18 protein-coding genes are annotated in these 21,468 nt (G+C 45.1%); 7 read left to right on the top strand and 11 right to left on the bottom strand.

The annotated features are described in order from the left end of the window. Window positions 1-188 precede the first annotated feature (188 nt). Window positions 189-1,016 carry a type II CAAX endopeptidase family protein gene (locus tag MMA19_RS03635; protein ID WP_240205529.1) on the top strand — a complete coding sequence of 276 codons (828 nt, stop codon included), beginning with the start codon at window positions 189-191 and terminating at the stop codon, window positions 1,014-1,016. Window positions 1,017-1,079: 63 nt separating this feature from the next. Here the strand turns inward: MMA19_RS03635 and MMA19_RS03630 are convergent, their stop codons facing one another. The 4 genes from MMA19_RS03630 to MMA19_RS03615 form a co-directional block, all read right to left on the bottom strand. Further along, window positions 1,080-1,418, bottom strand: coding sequence for a HopJ type III effector protein (locus MMA19_RS03630; RefSeq protein WP_240205528.1), 339 nt, complete (start codon window positions 1,416-1,418; stop codon window positions 1,080-1,082). Between the two features lie 223 nt (window positions 1,419-1,641). Continuing rightward, entirely contained in the window at window positions 1,642-4,506 is a 2,865-nt protein-coding gene (gene gcvP / locus MMA19_RS03625) for an aminomethyl-transferring glycine dehydrogenase (protein ID WP_006069461.1), read from the bottom strand. A gap of 229 nt (window positions 4,507-4,735) precedes the next feature. Further along, window positions 4,736-5,116 carry a glycine cleavage system protein GcvH gene (gcvH, locus tag MMA19_RS03620; protein WP_006069462.1) on the bottom strand — a complete coding sequence of 127 codons (381 nt, stop codon included), beginning with the start codon at window positions 5,114-5,116 and terminating at the stop codon, window positions 4,736-4,738. A 34-nt stretch (window positions 5,117-5,150) separates the two neighbouring features. Next, window positions 5,151-6,458: a serine hydroxymethyltransferase gene (locus MMA19_RS03615; RefSeq protein WP_006069463.1), complete on the bottom strand. Its 1,308-nt coding sequence runs from the start codon at window positions 6,456-6,458 to the stop codon at window positions 5,151-5,153. 394 nt (window positions 6,459-6,852) lie between these two features. Here MMA19_RS03615 and MMA19_RS03610 point away from each other — a divergent pair, with 394 nt between their 5' ends. The 4 genes from MMA19_RS03610 (at window position 6,853) to MMA19_RS03595 (ending at window position 11,497) form a co-directional block, all read left to right on the top strand. Beyond that, complete coding sequence (locus MMA19_RS03610; protein WP_006069464.1) at window positions 6,853-7,473, top strand: XRE family transcriptional regulator; 621 nt, start codon at window positions 6,853-6,855, stop codon at window positions 7,471-7,473. A 391-nt stretch (window positions 7,474-7,864) separates the two neighbouring features. Then, window positions 7,865-8,998 carry a glycine cleavage system aminomethyltransferase GcvT gene (gene gcvT, locus MMA19_RS03605; protein ID WP_171393571.1) on the top strand — a complete coding sequence of 378 codons (1,134 nt, stop codon included), beginning with the start codon at window positions 7,865-7,867 and terminating at the stop codon, window positions 8,996-8,998. A 243-nt stretch (window positions 8,999-9,241) separates the two neighbouring features. Further along, window positions 9,242-10,318, top strand: a complete 1,077-nt coding sequence (locus MMA19_RS03600; RefSeq protein WP_240205527.1) for a serine protease — start codon at window positions 9,242-9,244, stop codon at window positions 10,316-10,318. A 126-nt stretch (window positions 10,319-10,444) separates the two neighbouring features. Next, entirely contained in the window at window positions 10,445-11,497 is a 1,053-nt protein-coding gene (locus MMA19_RS03595) for a serine protease (protein ID WP_240205526.1), read from the top strand. Between the two features lies 1 nt (window position 11,498). Here the strand turns inward: MMA19_RS03595 and MMA19_RS03590 are convergent, their stop codons facing one another. The 4 genes from MMA19_RS03590 to fruB all read right to left on the bottom strand — a co-directional run bounded on the left by MMA19_RS03590 (window position 11,499) and on the right by fruB (window position 16,136). Continuing rightward, on the bottom strand, window positions 11,499-12,080 hold the full coding sequence (locus tag MMA19_RS03590) for a mechanosensitive ion channel family protein (RefSeq protein ID WP_006069468.1): 582 nt from the start codon (window positions 12,078-12,080) through the stop codon (window positions 11,499-11,501). Between the two features lie 167 nt (window positions 12,081-12,247). Further along, a complete protein-coding gene (fruA, locus tag MMA19_RS03585; protein ID WP_198559059.1) occupies window positions 12,248-13,984 on the bottom strand; it encodes a PTS fructose transporter subunit IIBC in 1,737 nt (578 codons plus the stop codon). 57 nt (window positions 13,985-14,041) lie between these two features. Further along, entirely contained in the window at window positions 14,042-14,992 is a 951-nt protein-coding gene (gene pfkB / locus MMA19_RS03580) for a 1-phosphofructokinase (protein ID WP_031495977.1), read from the bottom strand. Window positions 14,993-15,002: 10 nt separating this feature from the next. Further along, a complete protein-coding gene (gene fruB, locus MMA19_RS03575; RefSeq protein ID WP_006069472.1) occupies window positions 15,003-16,136 on the bottom strand; it encodes a fused PTS fructose transporter subunit IIA/HPr protein in 1,134 nt (377 codons plus the stop codon). 311 nt (window positions 16,137-16,447) lie between these two features. On the opposite strand from fruB, the gene cra reads away from it, so the two are divergent. After that, window positions 16,448-17,425: a catabolite repressor/activator gene (cra, locus tag MMA19_RS03570; protein ID WP_240205525.1), complete on the top strand. Its 978-nt coding sequence runs from the start codon at window positions 16,448-16,450 to the stop codon at window positions 17,423-17,425. 152 nt (window positions 17,426-17,577) lie between these two features. After that, window positions 17,578-19,245, top strand: coding sequence for a glycoside hydrolase family 9 protein (locus tag MMA19_RS03565; RefSeq protein WP_240205524.1), 1,668 nt, complete (start codon window positions 17,578-17,580; stop codon window positions 19,243-19,245). Window positions 19,246-19,286: 41 nt separating this feature from the next. Here MMA19_RS03565 and MMA19_RS03560 read toward each other — a convergent pair whose 3' ends face one another. From MMA19_RS03560 to MMA19_RS03550, 3 genes are all read right to left on the bottom strand, one after another. Next, complete coding sequence (locus MMA19_RS03560; RefSeq protein ID WP_006069475.1) at window positions 19,287-19,460, bottom strand: hypothetical protein; 174 nt, start codon at window positions 19,458-19,460, stop codon at window positions 19,287-19,289. Between the two features lie 163 nt (window positions 19,461-19,623). Beyond that, entirely contained in the window at window positions 19,624-20,460 is an 837-nt protein-coding gene (locus tag MMA19_RS03555) for a carbohydrate ABC transporter permease (protein ID WP_006069476.1), read from the bottom strand. After that, window positions 20,450-21,454 carry a sugar ABC transporter permease gene (locus MMA19_RS03550; RefSeq protein ID WP_006069477.1) on the bottom strand — a complete coding sequence of 335 codons (1,005 nt, stop codon included), beginning with the start codon at window positions 21,452-21,454 and terminating at the stop codon, window positions 20,450-20,452. Before MMA19_RS03550 ends, MMA19_RS03555 begins: the two co-directional genes overlap by 11 nt. Between the last annotated feature and the right edge of the window lie 14 nt (window positions 21,455-21,468).

The following is a 21,468-nucleotide window of genomic DNA, read 5'->3' as shown; positions in this document are numbered from 1 at the left end:
AGCGTATTTGTAGTTTATTGCTACTTCATCTCTAGCTGTACGGCATATGTTAATTAAAGCGCCTTGGTTTGTGGGGCGCTTTACTGTTTAGGCAATCTAAACATTACTAATGTAGTGGTGCTGTCGAACCTAACTGCGCATTGTCTTAAAGAATCACTTCGGTATTGCAATTTTTCTAAAGGCTTTCGATGATTTTAGATACCTCCATGTGGATTTGGCTACCACTCTCTTTGGCCATTATCTTTGCTTTTGTTGATAAAACTAGACTTAGTATCGCTCTTGTTATTATCAGCTTGATTGGCGGCTTGATCGAGAACAGGCTTAACATCATCGGCTTGGCTACACTGCTTGTTGGCCTTGCCATCGCTTATAAAACCCCGAGTTTGGAACGTAAATGGCAATTAGGAAGTTACGTATTTATTCTGCTCTGGTGCGTGGTTCTTTTCTTACATTTAATACCAGGCTTTGGTAATGCGAAAGTGCTTGATTCTGTTATCGCAGGCCCCCAAAGCATCCCGTTTACTATGTACTTAAACCTTGATAAACCGTTCATCTTTTTCGGTTTGTTGTTGGCTTACCCTGCAATTTTAGGAAGTAAGGCTACGTTTAATTACAAAGCTATTTTATTTAGCGCAATCCCATTATTTGGCTTGTTACCCTTTGCATGGCAACTCGGTGCGTTGCAGCCAGAATTTACAATTCCTTATTGGTGGTGGCTATTTTCGTTAAATAACTTACTGCTTACCTGTACAGCAGAAGAAGCGTTCTTTCGTGGTTTTGTACAGCAATCACTAAGTAAACGATTTGGTTGGATTGTGGGCGTAGCTGCGGCGAGTTTATTATTTGGTATAGCGCACTTTAATGGTGGTTTACTACTGGTTTCTTTTGCAACATTAGCTGGTGTGGGCTATGGCTTGATTTATCATTACAGTTCACGACTTTGGGTTACAGTGTTATTCCACTTCTTATTTAATTTGGCTCATCTATTATTCTTTACTTATCCAATTATGAAATAAAAGTGGCGGAAATTGTTGGTCTGCAGTATCAATATTGCAGACCAAATCCATCATCGCTAAACCTTACTTCGCTGTTAACGCCGCACCTTCAAAGCGAATACCAGCCCAGCCATGCTGGATAAAATTACGAATGTTGGCATGGTCACTGCCATCTGGATTCTTTAACACGTCATCACGATAGAACTGGCCGAAGCAAGCCAGAGTTGATGGTTTGTCTAATCCTTGTATCTGAGCAAAAGCAAAAATCTTACAAGAGCCATTGTTTTGTCCTGCCTGATTTTCGGTTTCTCCGTTTACAAAGCTTACTGGGCTAAAGTCAAAATGTTCGTCTATAACCTGCATTGTTTGCTCGAAAGTGACTTCATTAGGCTTAGTTGCCAGTAGCTTTAGAAATTTATCCATTTTACTTTATCCTTGATACTTGTTTAGAGTCGCTACTATAACACCCAGCCAACAGAATGTGACGATATCTATATAGAAAAGTACTAGTTTACGGGGAGTTACGGTTCGTTCTTCGCAGTTTGTATGCCTGATGGCAGAGCTTTTAAAGCAGCCCATTGGTCCTTAAAATAAAAAAGCGAACCGATTAAGGTTCGCTTTTGAGTATCACTTGTGGCATAGAAAACTAGTCTTCGTAGTTATCAATGCTTGGGCAAGAGCAAATTAGGTTACGGTCGCCGTACACGTTGTCTACGCGGTTAACCGTTGGCCAGTATTTCCAGCTCTTAGTCGCGCTTGACGGGAAGCAGCCTAGTTCGCGAGAGTACGGGCGATCCCATTCTTCTTTTGATAGGTCTACTTGTGTGTGAGGCGCGTTAACAAGCGGGTTGTTATCTAGTGGCCAAACCCCTTCTTTAACTTGTGTCATTTCGTTGCGGATCGCAATCATTGCATCACAGAAACGGTCTAGCTCTTCAAGGTCCTCTGACTCTGTTGGCTCTACCATTAGCGTGCCAGCAACCGGGAACGACATTGTTGGTGCGTGGAAACCGTAGTCCATTAGACGCTTAGCGATGTCTTCTTCACTAATGCCTGTTTCGTCTTTTAGTGGACGAATGTCGATAATACATTCGTGCGCTACGCGGCCGTTAGTGCCACGGTAAAGAACAGGGTAGTGTGGAAGTAGACGTTCCATTACATAGTTCGCGTTTAGAATTGCGACTTTAGTTGCGTCAGTTAGGCCCGCCTCACCCATCATTGCAATGTATGCCCAAGAGATTGGTAGGATAGAAGCACTGCCTAGATCTGCTGCGGATACCGCGTAATCGCTACCTTCAACACCATTTTCAATGTGGCCTGGAAGGAAAGGTGCTAGGTGTGATTTTACACCGATAGGACCCATGCCTGGACCGCCACCACCGTGTGGGATACAGAAGGTTTTGTGAAGATTCAGGTGGGAAACGTCAGAGCCGATGAAGCCAGGGTTAGTCAGACCAACCTGTGCATTCATGTTCGCACCATCTAGATAAACCTGACCGCCAGCTTCGTGAACCATTTCGCACACTTCTTTCACATGCTCTTCGTACACACCGTGTGTAGAAGGGTAGGTGATCATGATGCTTGACAGGTTTTCGCGATGTTTTTCAATCTTCGCAGCTAGGTCGTCAGTGTCGATGTTACCGTTGTCGTCACATTTCACCACTACCACTTTCATTGACACCATCGACGCTGTCGCTGGGTTTGTACCGTGTGCGGAGCTTGGAATCAAACAAACGTTACGGTGACCTTCGCCACGGCTTTCATGATAGCGTTGAATCGCAATCAGACCAGCGTACTCACCAGATGCACCTGAGTTAGGTTGCAGTGAGAACTCATCGTAGCCTGTGATTTCACATAGCTTCTTCTTAAGGTCAGTCGCTAGGGCTGTGTAGCCCGCCGCTTGGTCAATTGGAGCGAATGGGTGAATAGAACCAAACTCTGGCCAAGTTACTGGAATCATTTCAGCTGCTGCGTTTAGCTTCATGGTACAGCTGCCTAGTGGAATCATACCGTGCGTCAGTGAGAAGTCTTTGTTCTCAAGCTGTTTTAGGTAGCGCATCATCTGTGTTTCGCTGTGGTGCGTGTTGAACACAGAGTGAGTTAGGTAGCGAGAAGTACGACGGCAGTTCTCTGGAATAGCAGCAAACTCATTACCAGCGATTTCAGCAGATAGAGTTTCTACTTTCTCTTTAACTTCGAAGACGGCAAATAGGACGTTGATATCTTCAATCGTTGTTGTCTCATCGAAGCTGATACCGATTTGACCATCTAGTTGACGTAGGTTGATGTCAGATGCCACGGCTTTCTGAAGCAGCTTATCTGTGTTCTCACCAGTGTTGACTGTGATGGTGTCGAAGAAGCTGTTGTGAGCCAGTTCATAACCAGATTTAGTCAGACCTGCTGCTAGGATAGCTGTCATGTGGTGTGTACGGCGAGCGATAGTTTTAAGGCCTTCTTCACCGTGGTAAACCGCGTAAAACGCAGCCATGTTGGCAAGCAGTGCCTGAGCAGTACAGATGTTCGATGTCGCTTTCTCGCGGCGGATGTGTTGCTCACGAGTTTGCATTGCCATACGAAGTGCTTGGTTACCGTTAGTATCGATAGAAACACCGATAACACGTCCAGGCATAGTACGCTTATGCTTATCTTTTGTTGCCATGAACGCTGCGTGTGGACCGCCGTAGCCCATTGGTACACCAAAGCGTTGTGCAGAACCGATAACTACGTCTGCACCCATTTCACCCGCAGGCTTAAGTAGAGCAGAAGCGAGAAGGTCGGTGGCTACCGTTACTAGCGTTTTGTTTGCTTGTGCTTTAGCAATGATGTCAGTTAGGTCGCGAACTTCACCTGTTGTGCCAGGGTACTGTACTAATGCACCAAACACGTCTTGTTCAGGTAGTGATTCAAGTGAACCAACTTGAACTTCGAATCCGATGAACTCTGCACGAGTTTTCACAACTTCTAATGTTTGTGGATGTACATCGTCAGCGACAAAGAAGACTTTGCTCTTACTCTTACCAGCACGCTTACATAGGGTCATCGCTTCTGCCGCTGCAGTTGCTTCATCAAGTAGCGACGCGTTAGCGATTTCCATACCAGTTAGGTCCATGACCATTTGTTGGTAGTTGAGAAGTGACTCAAGACGGCCTTGAGAGATCTCAGGCTGATAAGGTGTGTAGGCTGTGTACCAGCCTGGGTTTTCCAGAACATTTCGCAGAATCACGTTTGGTGTGAAGGTGTTGTAGTAACCCTGACCGATGAATGTGCGTTTAACTTGGTTCAAATCCGCGAACTTTTTCATTTCAACCAGCATGTCCGCTTCGCTCATTGGAGCGTCTAGCGTCATTGGCGTTTCAAGGCGGATTTGTGCTGGGACAGTCTCTTCAATTAACGTATCTAGGTTGAGTACGTTAATCGCGTCCAGCATCTTTTGTTGGTCAGATTTGTTTGGCCCATTGTGGCGTGCAACAAATTCATTTTGCGTGCTTAGGCTTTGAAGTAATTCAGTCATGATTCCTTTACCTTCTCAAAGATCCTCTGCGAGATCTTTAAAATCGTTGCTCGAATTTTTAACGTCATCCCTACTTTTTACGTCATTCCTGCGCAGGCAGGAATCTACTAAAAGCATGTGCCCAACTAAAATAAGATCCCTGCCTACGCAGGGATGACGACGCTTTTTTACGGATGCGTCGGTTCAAGTTAGGCGACACTAAAACAGACAAGCAACGTCTGTATGTTGCTTACTCGTCTTCGATAGAAGCTTGGTACTCTTCTGCGCTCTTAAGGTTTTCCAGCTCAGAGGCGTCAGACATTTTCACCTTAACAATCCAGCCGCCTTCGTACGACTCTTCGTTGATAAGCTCTGGGCTGTCTTCAAGCTCTTCGTTGATTTCAACGATTTCACCTGAAACTGGCGCGTAAATGTCAGAAGCTGCTTTCACTGACTCTACTAGAGAGAAGCTTTCGCCCGCTTCGATTTCGTCTTCTACTTCTGGTAGGTCAACGAATACTACGTCACCTAACATCTCTTGAGCGTGCTCTGAAATACCGATAGTCACAGTACCGTCACCGTTGTCACGTACCCATTCGTGGCTGTCAGAAAACTTCAAAGTGTTATCCATTGCTTTATCTCCAATATTAAGGATGTTTTATTCTTTAAGTGTAAAGTGGGAAGCGAGCGCACAGTGCCTTCACTTCTTTACGAACACGTTGTTCGACTTCTGGGTTACCCTCAGGGTTTTCTACCAGACCGTCAAGAACATCGCCAATCCACTCACCGATGAGTTTGAATTCTTCAGTACCGAAACCACGAGTGGTTCCAGCTGGCGTCCCTAAGCGAATACCAGAAGTAATCATAGGTTTTTCTGTATCGAACGGGATGCCATTTTTGTTACATGTGATCCCCGCACGCTCCAACGCTTCTTCTGTTTTGTTGCCTTTCAGACCCTTAGGTCGTAGGTCAACAAGCATAAGGTGCGTATCTGTACCGCCAGTCACAATGTCACAACCGCGAGTTTGCAATACTTCGGCAAGAACTTTTGCGTTTGCGATCACTGAATCGATATAAGTTGAGAACTGAGGGCCTAAAGCTTCGCCAAATGCCACAGCTTTTGCTGCGATGACGTGCATTAGTGGACCACCTTGAAGACCTGGGAATACCGCAGAGTTGATCTTCTTGATGATGTCTTCGTGGTTAGTCAGGATCATGCCGCCGCGAGGGCCGCGTAGTGTTTTGTGTGTTGTCGTAGTGACAACATGCGCATGTGGTAGTGGGCTAGGGTGAGCACCTGTCGCGATAAGACCTGCGATGTGTGCCATATCAACCATCAGGATTGCGCCGACTTCGTCAGCGATTTCACGGAACTTAGCGAAATCAATAACACGTGGAATGGCACTACCACCTGCAATAATCATTTTTGGTTTGTGTTCAACGGCTAGGGCACGAACGTCGTCGTAGTTGATTTCTAATGTATCTTTATCAACGCCGTATTGAACCGCATTAAACCATTTACCAGACAGTGCTGGACGTGCGCCGTGAGTTAAGTGACCACCCGCATCAAGCGACATACCCATAATGGTGTCGCCCGGCTGCAAAAGAGCTAATTTAACTGCGCCGTTTGCTTGTGCGCCAGAGTGAGGTTGAACGTTTGCGTATTCACACTTAAAAAGGGTTTTCGCACGTTCAATAGCAATAGCTTCGACGGTATCTACGTGTTCACAACCACCGTAGTAGCGACGGTTTGGGTAACCTTCTGCGTATTTGTTGGTTAGGCATGTGCCTTGTGCTTGCATTACCGCTTTAGAAACGATGTTCTCAGAAGCGATAAGCTCAATTTGTTCATTTTGACGGACAAACTCGGCTTGTATTCCGGTGAATACAGCGTCATCTGTAGCAGACAGGTTGGTTGAGAAGAAGCTTTCTAGGCTGTGATTTTGGTAGCTTTTCAAGTACTGAGCATTCATGGCGGTGAACCTTCCATTGTTCAATCAGTGCCTTTTATTACCTATTGTTGGTACTGACTGAGGCTTGTCTTAGTACTGCTTGGACGAAACAAAAGTCCAATGTTGCAGCGCGAGAATGTCCCAAAAAGTAGGACTAAATCATTCAAAAAAACGGCACAGGTTGAGGTTAACAACGCAACGGACCTGTACTCGCTAATGCATCTCTTCATCTAACAAGCCGATAACATACCTCGCTCGGCACCAACAATCAATCAAAAATTTCCTATAGGAAACACAGTTTCCAAAACTGTTACGGAGAGCACGCTTTATTTTTGTACATGGTCTTTAATAAAGACACAGCTTCATGCAACAATGAAAATAAGTCACAGGAAGTTACTGGTAGAAGAGGGAAAGCATGTCAGAAGACATCTATGATGAGTACCCATCGCTGACTTTAGCGAAGGAAGGTGATGAGAACATTGAGCCTCTAAAACTAGGCGAAAGAATTAAAGATATTCGCGCCAAACTAGGACTGACGTTAGAAGAAGCGAGTCAAAGAACTGGCCTTGCACGTTCAACGTTAAGTAAGATTGAAAACGAACAGATATCGCCAACGTTTCAAGCCATGCAAAAACTTGCATTGGGCTTGCATATAGATATGCCGCAACTATTTGAACCACCAAAGAAAAAGGTGGCAACTGGTCGTCGTGATTTTACTCGTCGAGGTGAAGGTAAACCCCACCCAACACCTACCTATGAGCATGAGTTACTTGCCACTCAGTTATCAAACAAAAAGATGATGCCTTTTAAGAGTACTGTGAGGGCTAGAACCTTCGAAGAATATGGTGACTGGGTACGACATGATGGAGAGGAATTTTTACTGATTCTCTCAGGAGAAGTGAAGTTCTTTTCTGAGTTTTATGAGCCGATGATAATGTCGGCGGGAGATAGTGTGTATTACGACGCAAATATGGGTCATATGCTGATATCCGTCAGTGAAGAAGATGCCCATATTTTGTGGGTGACGGCGAAATAATCGTCAAACGAGATAGTTTCCTATAATAAAGGCAAACGTTTGCTTTTGTGTTTAAAAGTCGTGAACGAGCGTGGTTTTGATGAAAATGTCGTCGAAACCACGCTTTTTTTATGCCTGTTACTCTGTGAATGGAATGTTAAATGTCACATTTTTGAGTGTTCATATCTTGTTAAAGGTGAAAAATGGGCGCATTCTTGTTTATTATAGGAAACAAGGTTTCCAAATGACGAAAATCTAACTTCGTATAGGCGTCAACTATAAGACGTAAGGTGCGATAACTCATGCTCCGCCATTCCTACTGCAAAGCAGATAAATTAGGGATAGCGGAATTTAGACATCCCCGATTTAGGAGCAGGGCTAATTAATGCAGCCCGACCCAATGGAGAATACAATGGCTCAAGAACAAGCAACCCAAGATTTGTTGAAAACACCACTGCATGCATTACACGTGGAAGTGGGGGCGAAGATGGTTCCTTTTGCTGGCTATGATATGCCAGTTCAGTATCCACTTGGTGTGAAGAAAGAGCACTTGCATTGTCGCGATGCGGCTGGTCTGTTTGATGTGTCTCACATGGGACAAGTGCGTCTATACGGAGAAAACGCAGCGAAGATTCTAGAGTCATTGGTGCCAGTTGATATTATCGATTTACCGGAAGGTAAGCAGCGTTATGCTTTCTTCACTAATGAAGAAGGTGGCATCATGGACGACTTGATGGTTGCGAATCTAGGCGACCACTTGTTTGTAGTCGTAAATGCTGCATGTAAAGAACAAGACATCACTCACTTAGAAGCGCACCTTACTGATGGCGTAGAAATGGAAGTGATTGAAGATCGTGCTCTACTTGCGCTTCAAGGGCCAAAAGCCGCTGAAGTGTTGGCTCGTGTACAACCTGAAGTAGCAGATATGCTATTTATGGACGTGAGAAAACTCGACATCAATGGCGTTGAGTGCATTGTTAGCCGTTCAGGTTACACTGGAGAAGATGGTTATGAAATTTCAGTACCATCTGCAAATGCAGAAGCACTGGCGAAATCTCTAACAGACTTTGAAGAAGTAGAGTGGATTGGTCTTGGCGCCCGTGACTCACTTCGTCTGGAATGTGGCCTGTGTCTATATGGTCATGATCTGGATACTACGACGACACCAGTTGAAGCGAGCCTGCTATGGGGCATTCAAAAGGTTCGCCGTGCTGACGGTGAGCGTGCTGGTGGCTTCCCGGGTGCAGACATTATCCTAAAGCAAATCGAAACTAAAGACGTGGCACGCAAACGTGTTGGACTTGTTGGCCAAACCAAAGCGCCGGTTCGTGAAGGTGCGAAGTTGTTTGATGCTAATGATAACGAAATCGGTATCGTGACAAGTGGTACCGCTGGTCCTACAGCAGGCAAGCCTGTATCAATGGCTTATGTTGCGACTGAATTTGCGGCAATCGGTAGCGAAGTATTTGCTGATGTTCGTGGCAAGAAGCTGGCTATGACAGTAGAGAAAATGCCATTCGTTCCTCAGCGCTACTATCGTGGCTAAGCACAGTTCTGCAACAAAGAGCTAGATTATATGAAGCATCGCATTAGCGGTGCTTTTTCGTTTTAGAACATTATTTCTATTAATGATAGAAAAGGGCATAAATTGAAAAAACCGTATGGTGTTAAATAATTAGTGAGATGACTCCACACAAAAGTCGTATCTTGTTTGCATGTTTTTTGCGGGAGTGATATCAAAAAAGAATGAATCTCAGTTCGTCGATAGTATACAAGGAGTAACTGTCTAGTGATTCTATTGTTACCATTTAAACGGTCAGTTTATACAACGCTCGCTTATACCACGTTAGCGTTTTCCTTTGCACCATCAACCAATGCGCAAGTCGAAGCTGCTCCTTATATTGTCAACGGCAGTACGGCGAATGTCGCCGAATATCCGTCGTTTGTCAGTTTGTATTTGGACGGTCAAGAGTATGGGGTGGGCTATTCTTCCTCTCCTTATTGCGGGGGAACACTTCTTAATTCTGAATATGTTTTGACGGCGGCGCATTGTGTTTATGGCAATCGCGATTCGCCGTTACTTACAATGGCTGCACCTAACTTGCAGTATGAGTCAGATTACGTTAACTCGGAAAAAAGGCGAGTGGTCGAGATATTTTATCCATCCGACTATGTCGATGATATTAATAAATTAGTACCTAACGACATCGCGATCCTTAAACTGGAATCTGCATTAGGGTTGGGTACGGCAATAAACCGTCCAAGTAATGAAAGCTATCGCAATCCTGCGAACGTGTTTACTGCTGTTGGTCATGGTAATACACGTTATGGTCATGATGCGTTTGATGTACTGCAGAAAGTGAGTCTAACGTATGTGGACAATACTATTTGTGCAGGCGCTTTCTCGGATGGTAGTTACCTAACGTCGAAGCAAATCTGCTTCACCGGTGATTACAGCAGGGTGACGGACTTGTTGGCAGGCACTTGTCAGGGCGACTCTGGCGGACCTATTTATTGGGATAGCAATGGCCAACAAGTTCAGATTGGTATTACAAGCTTTGGGCCTGTACCTTGTGGCGACAAAAATCGTTCAGTAACCGCGGTGTTTACCGAAATAGTGGATTATTCTGATTGGATTAATCGTGTCCTTAATGGGCAAGAGGCGGCTAAGCATGTGTCTAACGATACTGCGAGACGTAATTATCTGATCAGTAAAGGTTATAACATTGGTTCATCTGGCAATAGTGGTTCTTCTTCATCAAGTTCCTCTTCGGGTTCCGGAGGTGGTGGAGCGGTGCATTTTTCTTTTGTTGCGTTACTGGTTGGTTTGAGCTGGATGAGACGACGAAAGACCATTCGAGTCTGAGTCTTACTTTCTATACTACCTGCTTAACAACAATTTCTCGAACTCCCTTAATTGAGCCCTATACTTATTTATGAACGACTGCTCCTAAAGCGTCGTCGATAAGGTGGGTTGTAAAGGGAGTTTTTTATGAAATCATGGGTTGCCAACCATCCAGGTTCTGTACTTGCCCTTCTCAGTTCACTGAGTGTTGTGGCATTGCCATCCAATTCGACTGAAATTGATATCGCACCCATGATTGTTGGTGGTGAAGATGCTTCAATCAACGATTTTGACTCTTTTGCTAGCTTATACATTGATTCTACTGATTACGATGGTCGTTACTCAGGTGGAGCCTACTGCGGTGGAACCTTCTTAACGTCGGAATATGTAATGACGGCGGCTCATTGTATTGAAGGTGATATGGGGGCGCTACTTTTTACGTCTGCTGTTGCAATGCTGGAAAGTGAACGAGATTTCTTGAACGCAGATCGACGCCGTGTCACAGAAGTATATATTCATCCAGATTTTGATAATAACATTACTTTACTACTCCCAAATGATATCGCTATTTTGAAACTGGAATCCCCCGCTTCTTCAGGGAGTAATGTCAATCGTGCTACGACGCAAAGCTATCGAAACGTGAATGAAACCTTTGTTGCTGTAGGACATGGCAACACACGTTCAGGGGTAGATGGTACACCGATTTTGCAAAAGGCGAATTTGTTTTGGGTAAGTAATGCGGATTGTGCTTCAAACTTTCAGAATGGCAATAATTTAACAGATAAGCAGGTTTGTTTCAGTGGCGATGTTAGTCAATCAACTGGGCTGAAAGCGGGGACGTGTCAGGGAGATTCCGGTGGTCCTATTTACTGGAACAATAATGGTAGTTACCAGCAGGTTGGTATTACGAGTTTTGGTCCAGCGACGTGTGGTGACCCTCAATCTTTGGTAACGGCTGCATATACAGAAATAGCGGATTATGCGACGTGGATTGATAGTGTGTTAGCCGGATCGGAAACGCCGTTTATTGTTTCCGATGAACAAGCGCGATTGGACTATCTATCAGCTAATGGTCAGGTTATCTACACTGGTGGCACGACTTCCTCCAACACATCTTCGGGTGGAGGTGGTGGGGCACTGACCTGGTTCACATCGCTGGCGTTACTTGTTATCGCGGGATACAGACGTCGCCTTGGCTAAGTTATGAGTCCTTTCTGATTCTTGTGTAAAGTCGAGTCGTTGTACTCGGCTTTTTCTTAGGTGCAAGTTTAATCACACTTTTTTGTAGCATTAGGCTATTTGGATAGGTAATTAAGTTGCCATTGTCGTGCCTAATTAAGACGTGGAACATTCGTATGTCTTGAATAATGCCAGAAATATCCTCGTCTTTATCAACCACCTTAATTCGGTCACCAACACGATAAGGAAAGACGAAAAAGATCAAGAAACTCGCGGTTATGTTGCTCAACATTGACCACTGTGCGACGAGAGCGACACCTAATACTGCAAAAACTGAGGAGAAGAACAGTGATAAGTCGCCGTATCCAACACCCACAGTAATAGAGAATATGGCAATAAATATGAAGGCAAAAGCGATATTGAAAGTTCTCAGGATAAAACTGCTTCTAGCGGCAGATACTTTCTTGGTTTCTGATAACCGTTTAATCCAACCATTTACCAGCTTAGTAAACAGGTAATAACCAAGAAATAGCACGATCGCAAGTAAGATTTGGACCGAGAGGGTATGCGGAATTGAGTTCGCTAGGCGTAGTAAATGTTCCATGGTATTCAGAGTTCGTTAACAAGTCATAAGGAATATGGAGCCCAAAGGGACGGAATACAAGCTAATAGTAAAAACACAAAAAAGCGCTGCGAGGAGCAGCGCTGAAAATGCCTATTTGGGGGTGGCATAGTGCCAAGTGAGTAGGCTCACTTGGACTTTTAAATGGGTTAGGCTGTCGCCACTTCTTTGCTTTCTTCACGACGCTTTAGGAAAGCGTAAGTGAAGCCAGTTACTGCCGTACCTGCCGCGATAGCCACTAGGTACATAAGCACTGGTGAGATTGCACCTGGAATCAGTAGAACAAACAGACCACCGTGTGGCGCCATTAGTTTCGCACCGACTAACATAGATAGAGCACCTGTTAACGCACCACCAATCATACAAGATGGGATAACACGCATTGGGTCTTTTGCTGCGAATGGAATCGCACCTTCAGAGATGAAGCACATACCCAGTACAAAAGATGCTTTACCCGCTTCACGCTCACCTGCTTCGAACTTATCTTTAGCTAGGAACGTTGCCAAGCCCATACCTAATGCAGGAACCATACCTGCAGCCATGATTGCTGCCATTGGAGCGTAGGTTTGAGAAGCTAGTAGACCAACACCAAAGGTGTATGCTGCCTTGTTGACTGGACCACCTAGGTCGAAGCACATCATTGCACCAAGGATAATACCCAGCAGAACTGCGTTCGCGCTGCCCATGTTGTTTAGGAAGTCAGTCATTGCTGCCATGATGCCTGCAACTGGACCACCAACGATGTAGATCATGACCAAACCAGTGAACAAACTTGCTAGGAATGGGATGATCAAAATAGGTTTAAGCGCTTCCATTGACTGTGGCAGAGACACTTTGTCAGCAATCAACTTCGCTGAATAACCCGCAATGAAACCTGCTGCGATACCACCAAGGAAACCTGCACCTGTAGAGCTTGCCAGCATACCGCCGATTAAACCCGGAGCTAGACCCGGACGGTCTGCGATTGAGAATGCAATGAAGCCTGCTAATACAGGGATCATCAGAGCAAATGCGCTGCCACCACCGATGGTCATTAGCGCAGCCGCTAGTGTGCCTTCTTCTTTAAATGCTTCGATACCGAATACGAACGACAGAGCGATGATCAAGCCACCTGCTACAACAACAGGTAGCATGTGAGATACGCCAGTCATGAGGTGCTTATAAACGCCTTTTTTCTCTTCTGTTGCGCCTGCTTGGTTACTTGCACCAGAGTGAGTGTAAGTAGTCGCTGAAGCGAAGGCCTTATCTATTTCTTGTTCAGTTTTCTTAAGTGCTAGACCAGTACTGGTTTTGTACAAAAGCTTGCCGTCAAAGCGATCAAGCGGCACTTCAATATCAGCGGCAATGATGACTAAGTCAGCATCAGCGATCTCTTGAGCAGTTAGCTGGTTTTTGGCGCCTACTGAGCCGCGAGTTTCCACTTTAATTGTGTGACCTAGACGTTTACCGTGTTCTTCTAGTGCTTCTGCTGCCATGAAGGTGTGTGCAACACCTGTTGGACAGGCCGTGATAGCAACGATTTTCTTCGCGCCACCAGTTTGTTCAACTGCAACTGGAGTAACTGATGTACCTTCGGTTAGCTCAGTCGCTTTTTCGATTGCGTTAGCTAGGAACGCTTTTGGATCCGTTGTGCACTCGGAAATGCTCGCTTGGTAGACTTTCTTACCTACTAGGCGCTGTGTATCCACAGGCGCATTTGCGGCAACAATCACCACTTCCGAGTCAGCAATTTGCGCGTCAGTCAGTGTTTGTGTTTCAACAACACTTGAGTGACATTCGATAGTTGCATCATATCCAAGTGCTTTAGCCGCTTGATCGAGCAATCCGGCTGCGATAATGCTGTTTGCTACCCCACTAGGGCAGGCTGTAATAATTGAAATTTTCATAGGTTTGACCTTTGTGTCCATAAGTGCCACAAAATCAGAATCAAAGATTCGGATCGATTAGCGGCTCAGCTCTTGTAACAGTATTTGTTGTTGTAGTGATTTAACTTCTTCAATGCTTGGCACTCCAACACCCACTTGACTTACCGCCAAAGCAGACAGTGCAGTTGCAAAGGAGAGTAATTCTTCTTTAGCGAATGATTGCATGTGACCCCAACATAGTCCTGCAACCAGAGTGTCGCCTGCACCAACGGTGCTAACGACATTCATTCTTGGTGGTTTTGCTTGTAGCCATTGGTTGTTTTCAAACCAAAGCACGCCATCGGCACCCATAGAAACAACAATATTGGTAATGCCTTTGTCTGAAATTGACTCTGCTGCTTCTAAACATTGTTCTTGAGTTTCTAAATGACGACCAACGAACTGAGACAGTTCTTCGTCGTTAGGTTTGATTAGCCATGGCTTAGAATCTAGACCTTTGGCAAGCGCTTCGCGGCTGCTATCGAACAGTACGCGTTTGCCTTTTTGCTCTAATCGTTCGATCCAATTTGCACATTGCTCGCTACTAATACCGCGAGGCAAACTCCCCGCGAAGACAAAGTAATCGTGCTCTTGCATCAACTCATCAAGCGTGGCTTCAAATTGACGGATTGCTGCTTCGTCGACTTCTACACCTGGGAAGTTAATGTCGCTCACTGCGCCGTTCTTCTCGACCAGTTTCACGTTGATGCGAGTAGAGCCTGAGACTCGAATAAAATGGTCTTTGGCACCCATCTGCTCGAAAAGTTGGCAGAACAGCTCTTGGTTGTCGCTGCCTAGGAAACCTGTCACAGTAACGTCTGCGCCTAAATCACTAAGTACTTTCGCTACGTTGACACCTTTCCCCGCAGCATGTAGAGAGCCTTGATTAACCAGACTCACCGAACCTGTGTTTAAGGTATCTAAACTCCCTGTGAGATCTAATGCGGGGTTAAGTGTAATGGTTACCACTTTATTGGTTTGTGCTGTCATGACGACCTCCTTAACCTTCACCAAGGCCGGAAGCGATCGCTTTACCAATGGCTTCTAGTGCCTCTGCTGCATCAGGGCCTTCAGCAGAGAACTGCAATTCGTGACCATGTTTTACACCTAGAGCAATCACTTTCATTAGGCTCTTCGCGTTAACCGCTTTACCTTCACCGTTTAGGTTAGAAACCGTAATGGTTGATTCGAACTTCTTCGCTTCTGCCACTAACATTGCACCCGGACGAGCGTGCAAACCATGCGCATTCTTAATCTTAAATACTGCAACGTTTCCGTCAGTTGCATCGGCACTTGCTACTTCTTCGCCAGTGAAGAAACCCAGCACCTGTTCTGCGGATAGTGATAGCAACTTCTCTTGCTCTTGCTTGAATACCACTTCAGTGATTTTGTTGAGCATAGATTGGTGAGCATTGTTACAAGCTGCGAATGCGATCAGAGCGTGTACTGGTGTACCGTCTAACTCACATTGATTGATGGTTGAAACAAACGCCATACCTGTGCGAGTCACCGCCTTGTCGCTGCTCACTAGCCACAAACCTTTACCTAAGTGAGTAGGGGATTTAGTCACTAGGTCTGCAACGAATTCTGTTCCAGCACCGCCAGTATTTTTTAGCAGACCGCCAGCGACTGCTGCCATTTGAACCATGTCGCTTGCAGGGAAGTTAAGTTGGATAAGTGATGCGTCAAAATCTGCTTCAAGCTGAACATCACCATTAAGTAGGGCGATGATTTCGTTTGCTGACTTCGCTTGCTTAAGCTTTTGTTCAACGCCGTCAGCAGACAGTACTTTGGTAAGCTGTTTTAGGATGCCTAAGTGCTCATCTGATTTTGCGGCAATACCAATTGCGACGTAAGCAGTGTTGCCGTCGCCCCAATCAACACCGTTAGGGAAGTGATGAACCGCAACACCAGTTTGTTTTACAAGACCGCGTGTGTCTGTTGTGCCGTGTGGAATGGCAATACCGTTGCCCAAGAAGGTAGAGTTTTGACCTTCACGATTAAGCATACCGTCGACATAACCTTCTTGAACTAAGCCCTTTTCTGTTAGATCAGCAGCAATCACTTTGATTGCGCTTAGTTTGTCGTCCGACGATTGATTTAGTTTGATGTTACTACTGTTTAGTTCAAGCATGTTCGCTCACCCACGTTATTCTTGTTCTTGAATCGATTCTTTGTTCTGCTTTAAGCTAAACTGAATCGATTCAGCAAAATTTTAAAAAAATTCAGCAAAGCGTATTTGCTGTACCGACTTTGCTGTGCTAGTTCCTATGTTCACTGACATTTTTATCTGACAACGTCACTGTAAATATAGGTCAGTTTTCAAAACTGTGAACTTTGCTGAATCCTTTCAGCTTTTATACTGAACCGATTCAGCTTATAATTCAACTTGTCAGTTAGGTTGGAATTCATTTATATGATCCATCGCACAAAAAGGATCGAGTTATGACTTTAGATGAAATAGCGAAGTTAGCGGGGGTCTCAAAGACCACAGCAAGCTATGTAATCAACGGTAAAGCACAGAAATATCGAATTTCTGAAAAAACCCAAAAAAAGGTAATGGCCGTTGTCGAACAGCATAATTACCGCCCAGATCATGCGGCATCATCACTCCGTGCTGGCCATAGTCGTTCATTTGGTTTGATCATTCCTGATTTGGAGAACACCAGTTATGCACGTATTGCAAAACTGCTCGAACAAAACTCTCGTAAAGCAGGGTTCCAAATTCTAATCGGTTGCTCAGATGATGATCCTGAAACGGAAAAACTTGTAGCTGATGCCTTGGTTTCTCGTCGAATTGATGCGTTGTTTGTTGCCAGTGCTATAACAGAAGCCAGTGACTTTTATCTTACGATCCAAAATCGTGGCACCCCTGTGATTGCGATTGACCGTTCGTTGGACGATGAACACTTTAGTTGTGTGATTAGTGAAGATTTTGGTGCAGCGTTTGAACTCACTAACTCGGTTATCGATACCAGCACGCAATCGGTTGGACTTATCGGAGCTCTGCCCGAACTGAATATTTCTCGTGAACGTCAGTTGGGTTTTGAGTCCGCGGCGAAAGATGCGGGTATCGAGTGTTACGTAACGTATGGTGAGCACTTTAATAACGACGAAGGTAAGCGTATGTTTAGTGACTGGGTTGAGGCGAACTCTATTCCTGATGCTATTGTGACAACGTCTTATACCTTGCTTGAGGGGGTGTTGGATGTCCTTATCGAACAGCCCGAGTTAATGAGCAAGATTAAACTCGCCACATTTGGTGACAACCGTTTATTGGATTTTCTTCCGACCAAAGTAAACTCGTTACCTCAGCAGTTTGAGCTGATTTGCGATAGCGCTTTGGAGCTGGCGTTAAACGCGTCTGCGAAGCGTTATAAGCATGGAGTTGAGCTTATTCCAAGGAAACTAAAGATGAGGTAGGTAAGCGTAGCCGTTTTTATCTGAAGTCATTGCTTCCCTCTACTTCCCACGACATTTCAAGCAATTAATCGCGGGTTTACTGGAAACCAATCAACCGATTACTAGACTGCTTTCAAACGATATTCTCGGTGGAAGACGGTAAAGGAGTCGCGATGAAAGGTTTGATGATTTGGGCTACGGTGATGTTGTCTTGGGTGACGTACGCCAACGATATTGTCGTTAACCAATTAGGTTATGAACCTTCCGCAAATAAACGGGCGTATTGGGTCGATCCAGAAAGCAAGCACCTTGATCTTCTTACCATTCCCAATGACGCTAAGGTCGCTCGGTTTCCTCTGACCTACAATAGCCATTTACCCAACGGCAAACCGGTTTATGTTGCTGACTTTTCTGTTGTCGCCGAACCTGGCTGGTATGTCCTAAAATCAGCAGATAAGCGTTCGGTACCCTTCGAAATAAAAAACAATGTGTACCAAGGATTGCAAACTGCTTTAGTACACGCGTTGCTTTTGCAGCGCTCTGGTGAGGCCGTGTATTCACCAGTAACAGGCATGGCGAGGCCGCCAAGTCATATCAAAGACGGTGAGATTTTTCGTGGTGATGAGTTTAACCCTAAAGGGACAGTTATTGATGCTAGTGGAGGTTGGTATGATGCTGGTGACTTTGGTAAATATATCGCCACGGCGACAATTACCGTAGCGAGAATGCTTGAAGCTTATCGACAGTCACCGAATCAGTTTGATTCTCCTAACGGAGAAATGCCCCCAATCTTAGTTGAAGCGCTATATGAGCTGAACTGGATGATGAAGATGCAGCGCAAAGACGGAGCAGTGTATCGCAAGCTATCTGGTGCGATGTGGCCTGCTAAAATTCCACCTTGGTTGGATACCCAAACTCGATATATCTATGGCGTCAGTACGCCAGATACCGCAAAGTTCGCCGCTACACTAGCGTTCGCATCGCGCATCTATCAACCATTTGATAAAACCTTGTCAAAGCAAATGCTCGCTGCGGCAGAATTGGCATGGCGTTATTTAGAGACTCAACCTGAGCAATATATCGATTGGCAAAAAGAGGACGACAGTGGTTCTGGCCCTTACATTTACAACCAGTTTGATAAAGAAATTGCGCTGGAGACTGACGTCGACGATAGAATTTGGGCGGCAGCAGAACTCTATATCACAGCTAACAAAGAGAGTTATCTGTCCTATGTTGAGTCGCATTATTCCCAGCTTGTTGCCACCGGACGCCCAATGCTCGATTTTTTTGAATGGAAAAATCCAGCGCTTATGGGGGTATGGCACATTATGACTGAAACCAACACCAAGTTGGTTGAATCTATGAAAAGGGATCTAGATAGTGTCGCGCGTGATTATGCTAAGAGCGCTCAGCAATCACCCTTCTATGTTGCTAACCGAAAGTTCATTTGGGGTTCCAACAAAATGGTTGCCGAGATTGGTATCTTGCTTGCTTGGAGCGATATTATCTCTGGTAAACGGGATTACCAGTGGTTGGTTCAAGCTCAACTAGACTACTTGCTTGGAGCGAATGGTTTTAATATGAGTTACGTGACCCACTTTGGAACTCATGCGGTAAGACATCTCCATCATTTATATCGAATTGGCACAGGTGTAAGTCTCCCAGGTTTCTTGGTGGGAGGACCAAATATAAAAGGGCAAGCAGGCATCGCGCCTAAAGACTTGGGAATGCTGAGTTATGTTGATGATGAAAAGTCGTACGCTGTGAATGAGTTTGCCATTGACTACAATGCGGCATTAATCGGTTTGCTCGCCGTAATTGACTACTATCAGGAAGAGTAAGATAAGTCACCCTCTTACCGAGCGTAAGAGGGTAGAATTGGTTACTGCTGAGCGCAGTTAATATCGCCTAACGCAGTGCAAATCTCTTTTTCACGCTGAGCGTCTTGCTCCATTTTGTTGCCAATTTCTTGGTTATTGCGATATTCATTTGATGGTGCACAACCTGCGATCACTATAAGAGCGCCCATTGCCAATAGTGCTTGATACTTTTTCATGTTACCACTCCTAATCCTTGGGTCATTTATATTGTAGTTATAAGCAAACACTATAGATTGAAAGAGATGGCTATACAACCATATGAAATTTGGTTGCTGGTGAATTGAGCGGCAGAGGACAGAACGAAGGGCGCTTTGGTATTAAGCGCCCAGTTAGTTAGGATTAACCTTTCACGGCTCCTGCGGTTAAGCCGTCGATAAGCTTACGAGAGCTGATCACAAACATCACCATGAGCGGTAGCACGGCGATAGCGACTCCACTGAAAATTGCGCCGTAAGGAACCAGTCCGGTACTACCTTGCAACGCACGCAACGCGAGCGGAACGGTGTACATTTCCATATCGTTCATAACAACCAGTGGACCCATGAAGTTATTCCATTGACCAATGAATACCACAAGACCCAGCGTACCCAACGCAGGTTTGATCAATGGCACAACAATGCGCCAGTAAATTCCGAACTCGCTACAACCGTCCATTCTCGCCGCTTCAATCAGCTCTCTTGGAATGGCGCTGCCGATATATTGTCTCATCAAGAAGATGCCCATCGCCCCACATGCCATAGGGACATAGAGCGCTTTTGGCGTATTCATCCAACCGAGAATCGACATGATTAAAGCGGTCGGAATCATGCTCAAAAACGCGGGTAGCATGAGTGTGCCCATAATGAACACGAACAACATCTTTTTGTATCGAAACTCAAACATAGCAAATGCATAGCCAGCAAGTGAACAAAACAGCAGGTTCAAGGCTGTTGTGATAGCAGCAATGTAGAAGCTCCAACCTAAGTTTTTCCAAAAGTAGGGTAAGTAATCAATGAGCGCGGTTAAGTTGTTGCCTAACTCGTCACCAAACCACAGTGGAGGCGGCACCGACATAATGGCCGTATTATCGTGGGTCGCAAAAACAAACATAAAGTAGAACGGAGCTAACATAACGATCGCACCAAAGGCGACGAAACTGTAGGCGGTGATTTGTCCTGCGGAGAAATTAGTCTTCATCGTTTGCTCCTCGGTTTTTCTCAGAGAACAGTTTGTTGTTGCCCCAAGATAGAGCGGCAATAATCATAAATAGAATCCAAGAGATCGCGGAGGCAGTACCAAAATCACCTTCTTGGAATGCAGTAATGTACATATGCATAGCCGCAGATTTACCGGCTTGGTCTATACCGCCCGTCCCATTGGTAATGATGAAGGGTTCTTCGAAAATTTGTAGACTACCAATGATCGACAGCGTAATCGCGAAGAACATCATCGGTTTAAGCATTGGCAGCGTAATGTAGAAGAACTGCTTTATTCTGCTTGCCCCATCAATGGTGGCAGCTTCATACAGGTCTTTTGGAATAGTTTGCATCGCTGAGAGGTAGAGAATGGTATTCCAACCCACATAACGCCAAAACACCACGAATGAAATCATGCCTTTAGTATATTCGGGCTGATTCCAGTCGATGTTTTGCGTTGGGAAGATCCATGCAAACGGCTCTATACCGCCAATGGAAATAGTACCTATAGAGGTAAGGACCATATTTACTAAGCCATAGTCTCGTGAAAATAGCGTAGTAAAGATCATCGCCACCGCAACGGTTGAAGTAATGTAAGGCAGAAAGTAGACGCCGATGACTCCATTTCTGGCACGCTTAAAACTGGTATGGATGAAGAAAGCCAGAGGTATGGCGACTAAATGTTGTGGAACGCCTGATGCCAGTGCCATCCAGAATGTGTTGTAGAGAGATTTGTGGAACCAATCGTCGGTAAGCGCAAATTGGTAGTTTTCCCAACCCACCCACTCCATCGCACTGAGACCAGCCGCTGGCTCCCAATAATGAAAGGAAAGATAGAGGGAGAACAGCATTGGGAACACACCAAATGCTAAGAAAATAATGAAAAATGGACTAATAAACAGGTAGGGTACCCATTTATGACTCTTGGCTCGCCATTGATGCCAAGTACCAGTGTTTTCACTGGGTTTATTGGTAGAGGTTATGCTGACAGACATGGTTGGACTTCCTG

The sequence above is a fragment of the Vibrio sp. CyArs1 genome (genome assembly GCF_022432925.1).
Classification (GTDB): domain Bacteria; phylum Pseudomonadota; class Gammaproteobacteria; order Enterobacterales; family Vibrionaceae; genus Vibrio; species Vibrio mediterranei.
This window is presented reverse-complemented; position numbering and strand designations above follow the sequence as displayed.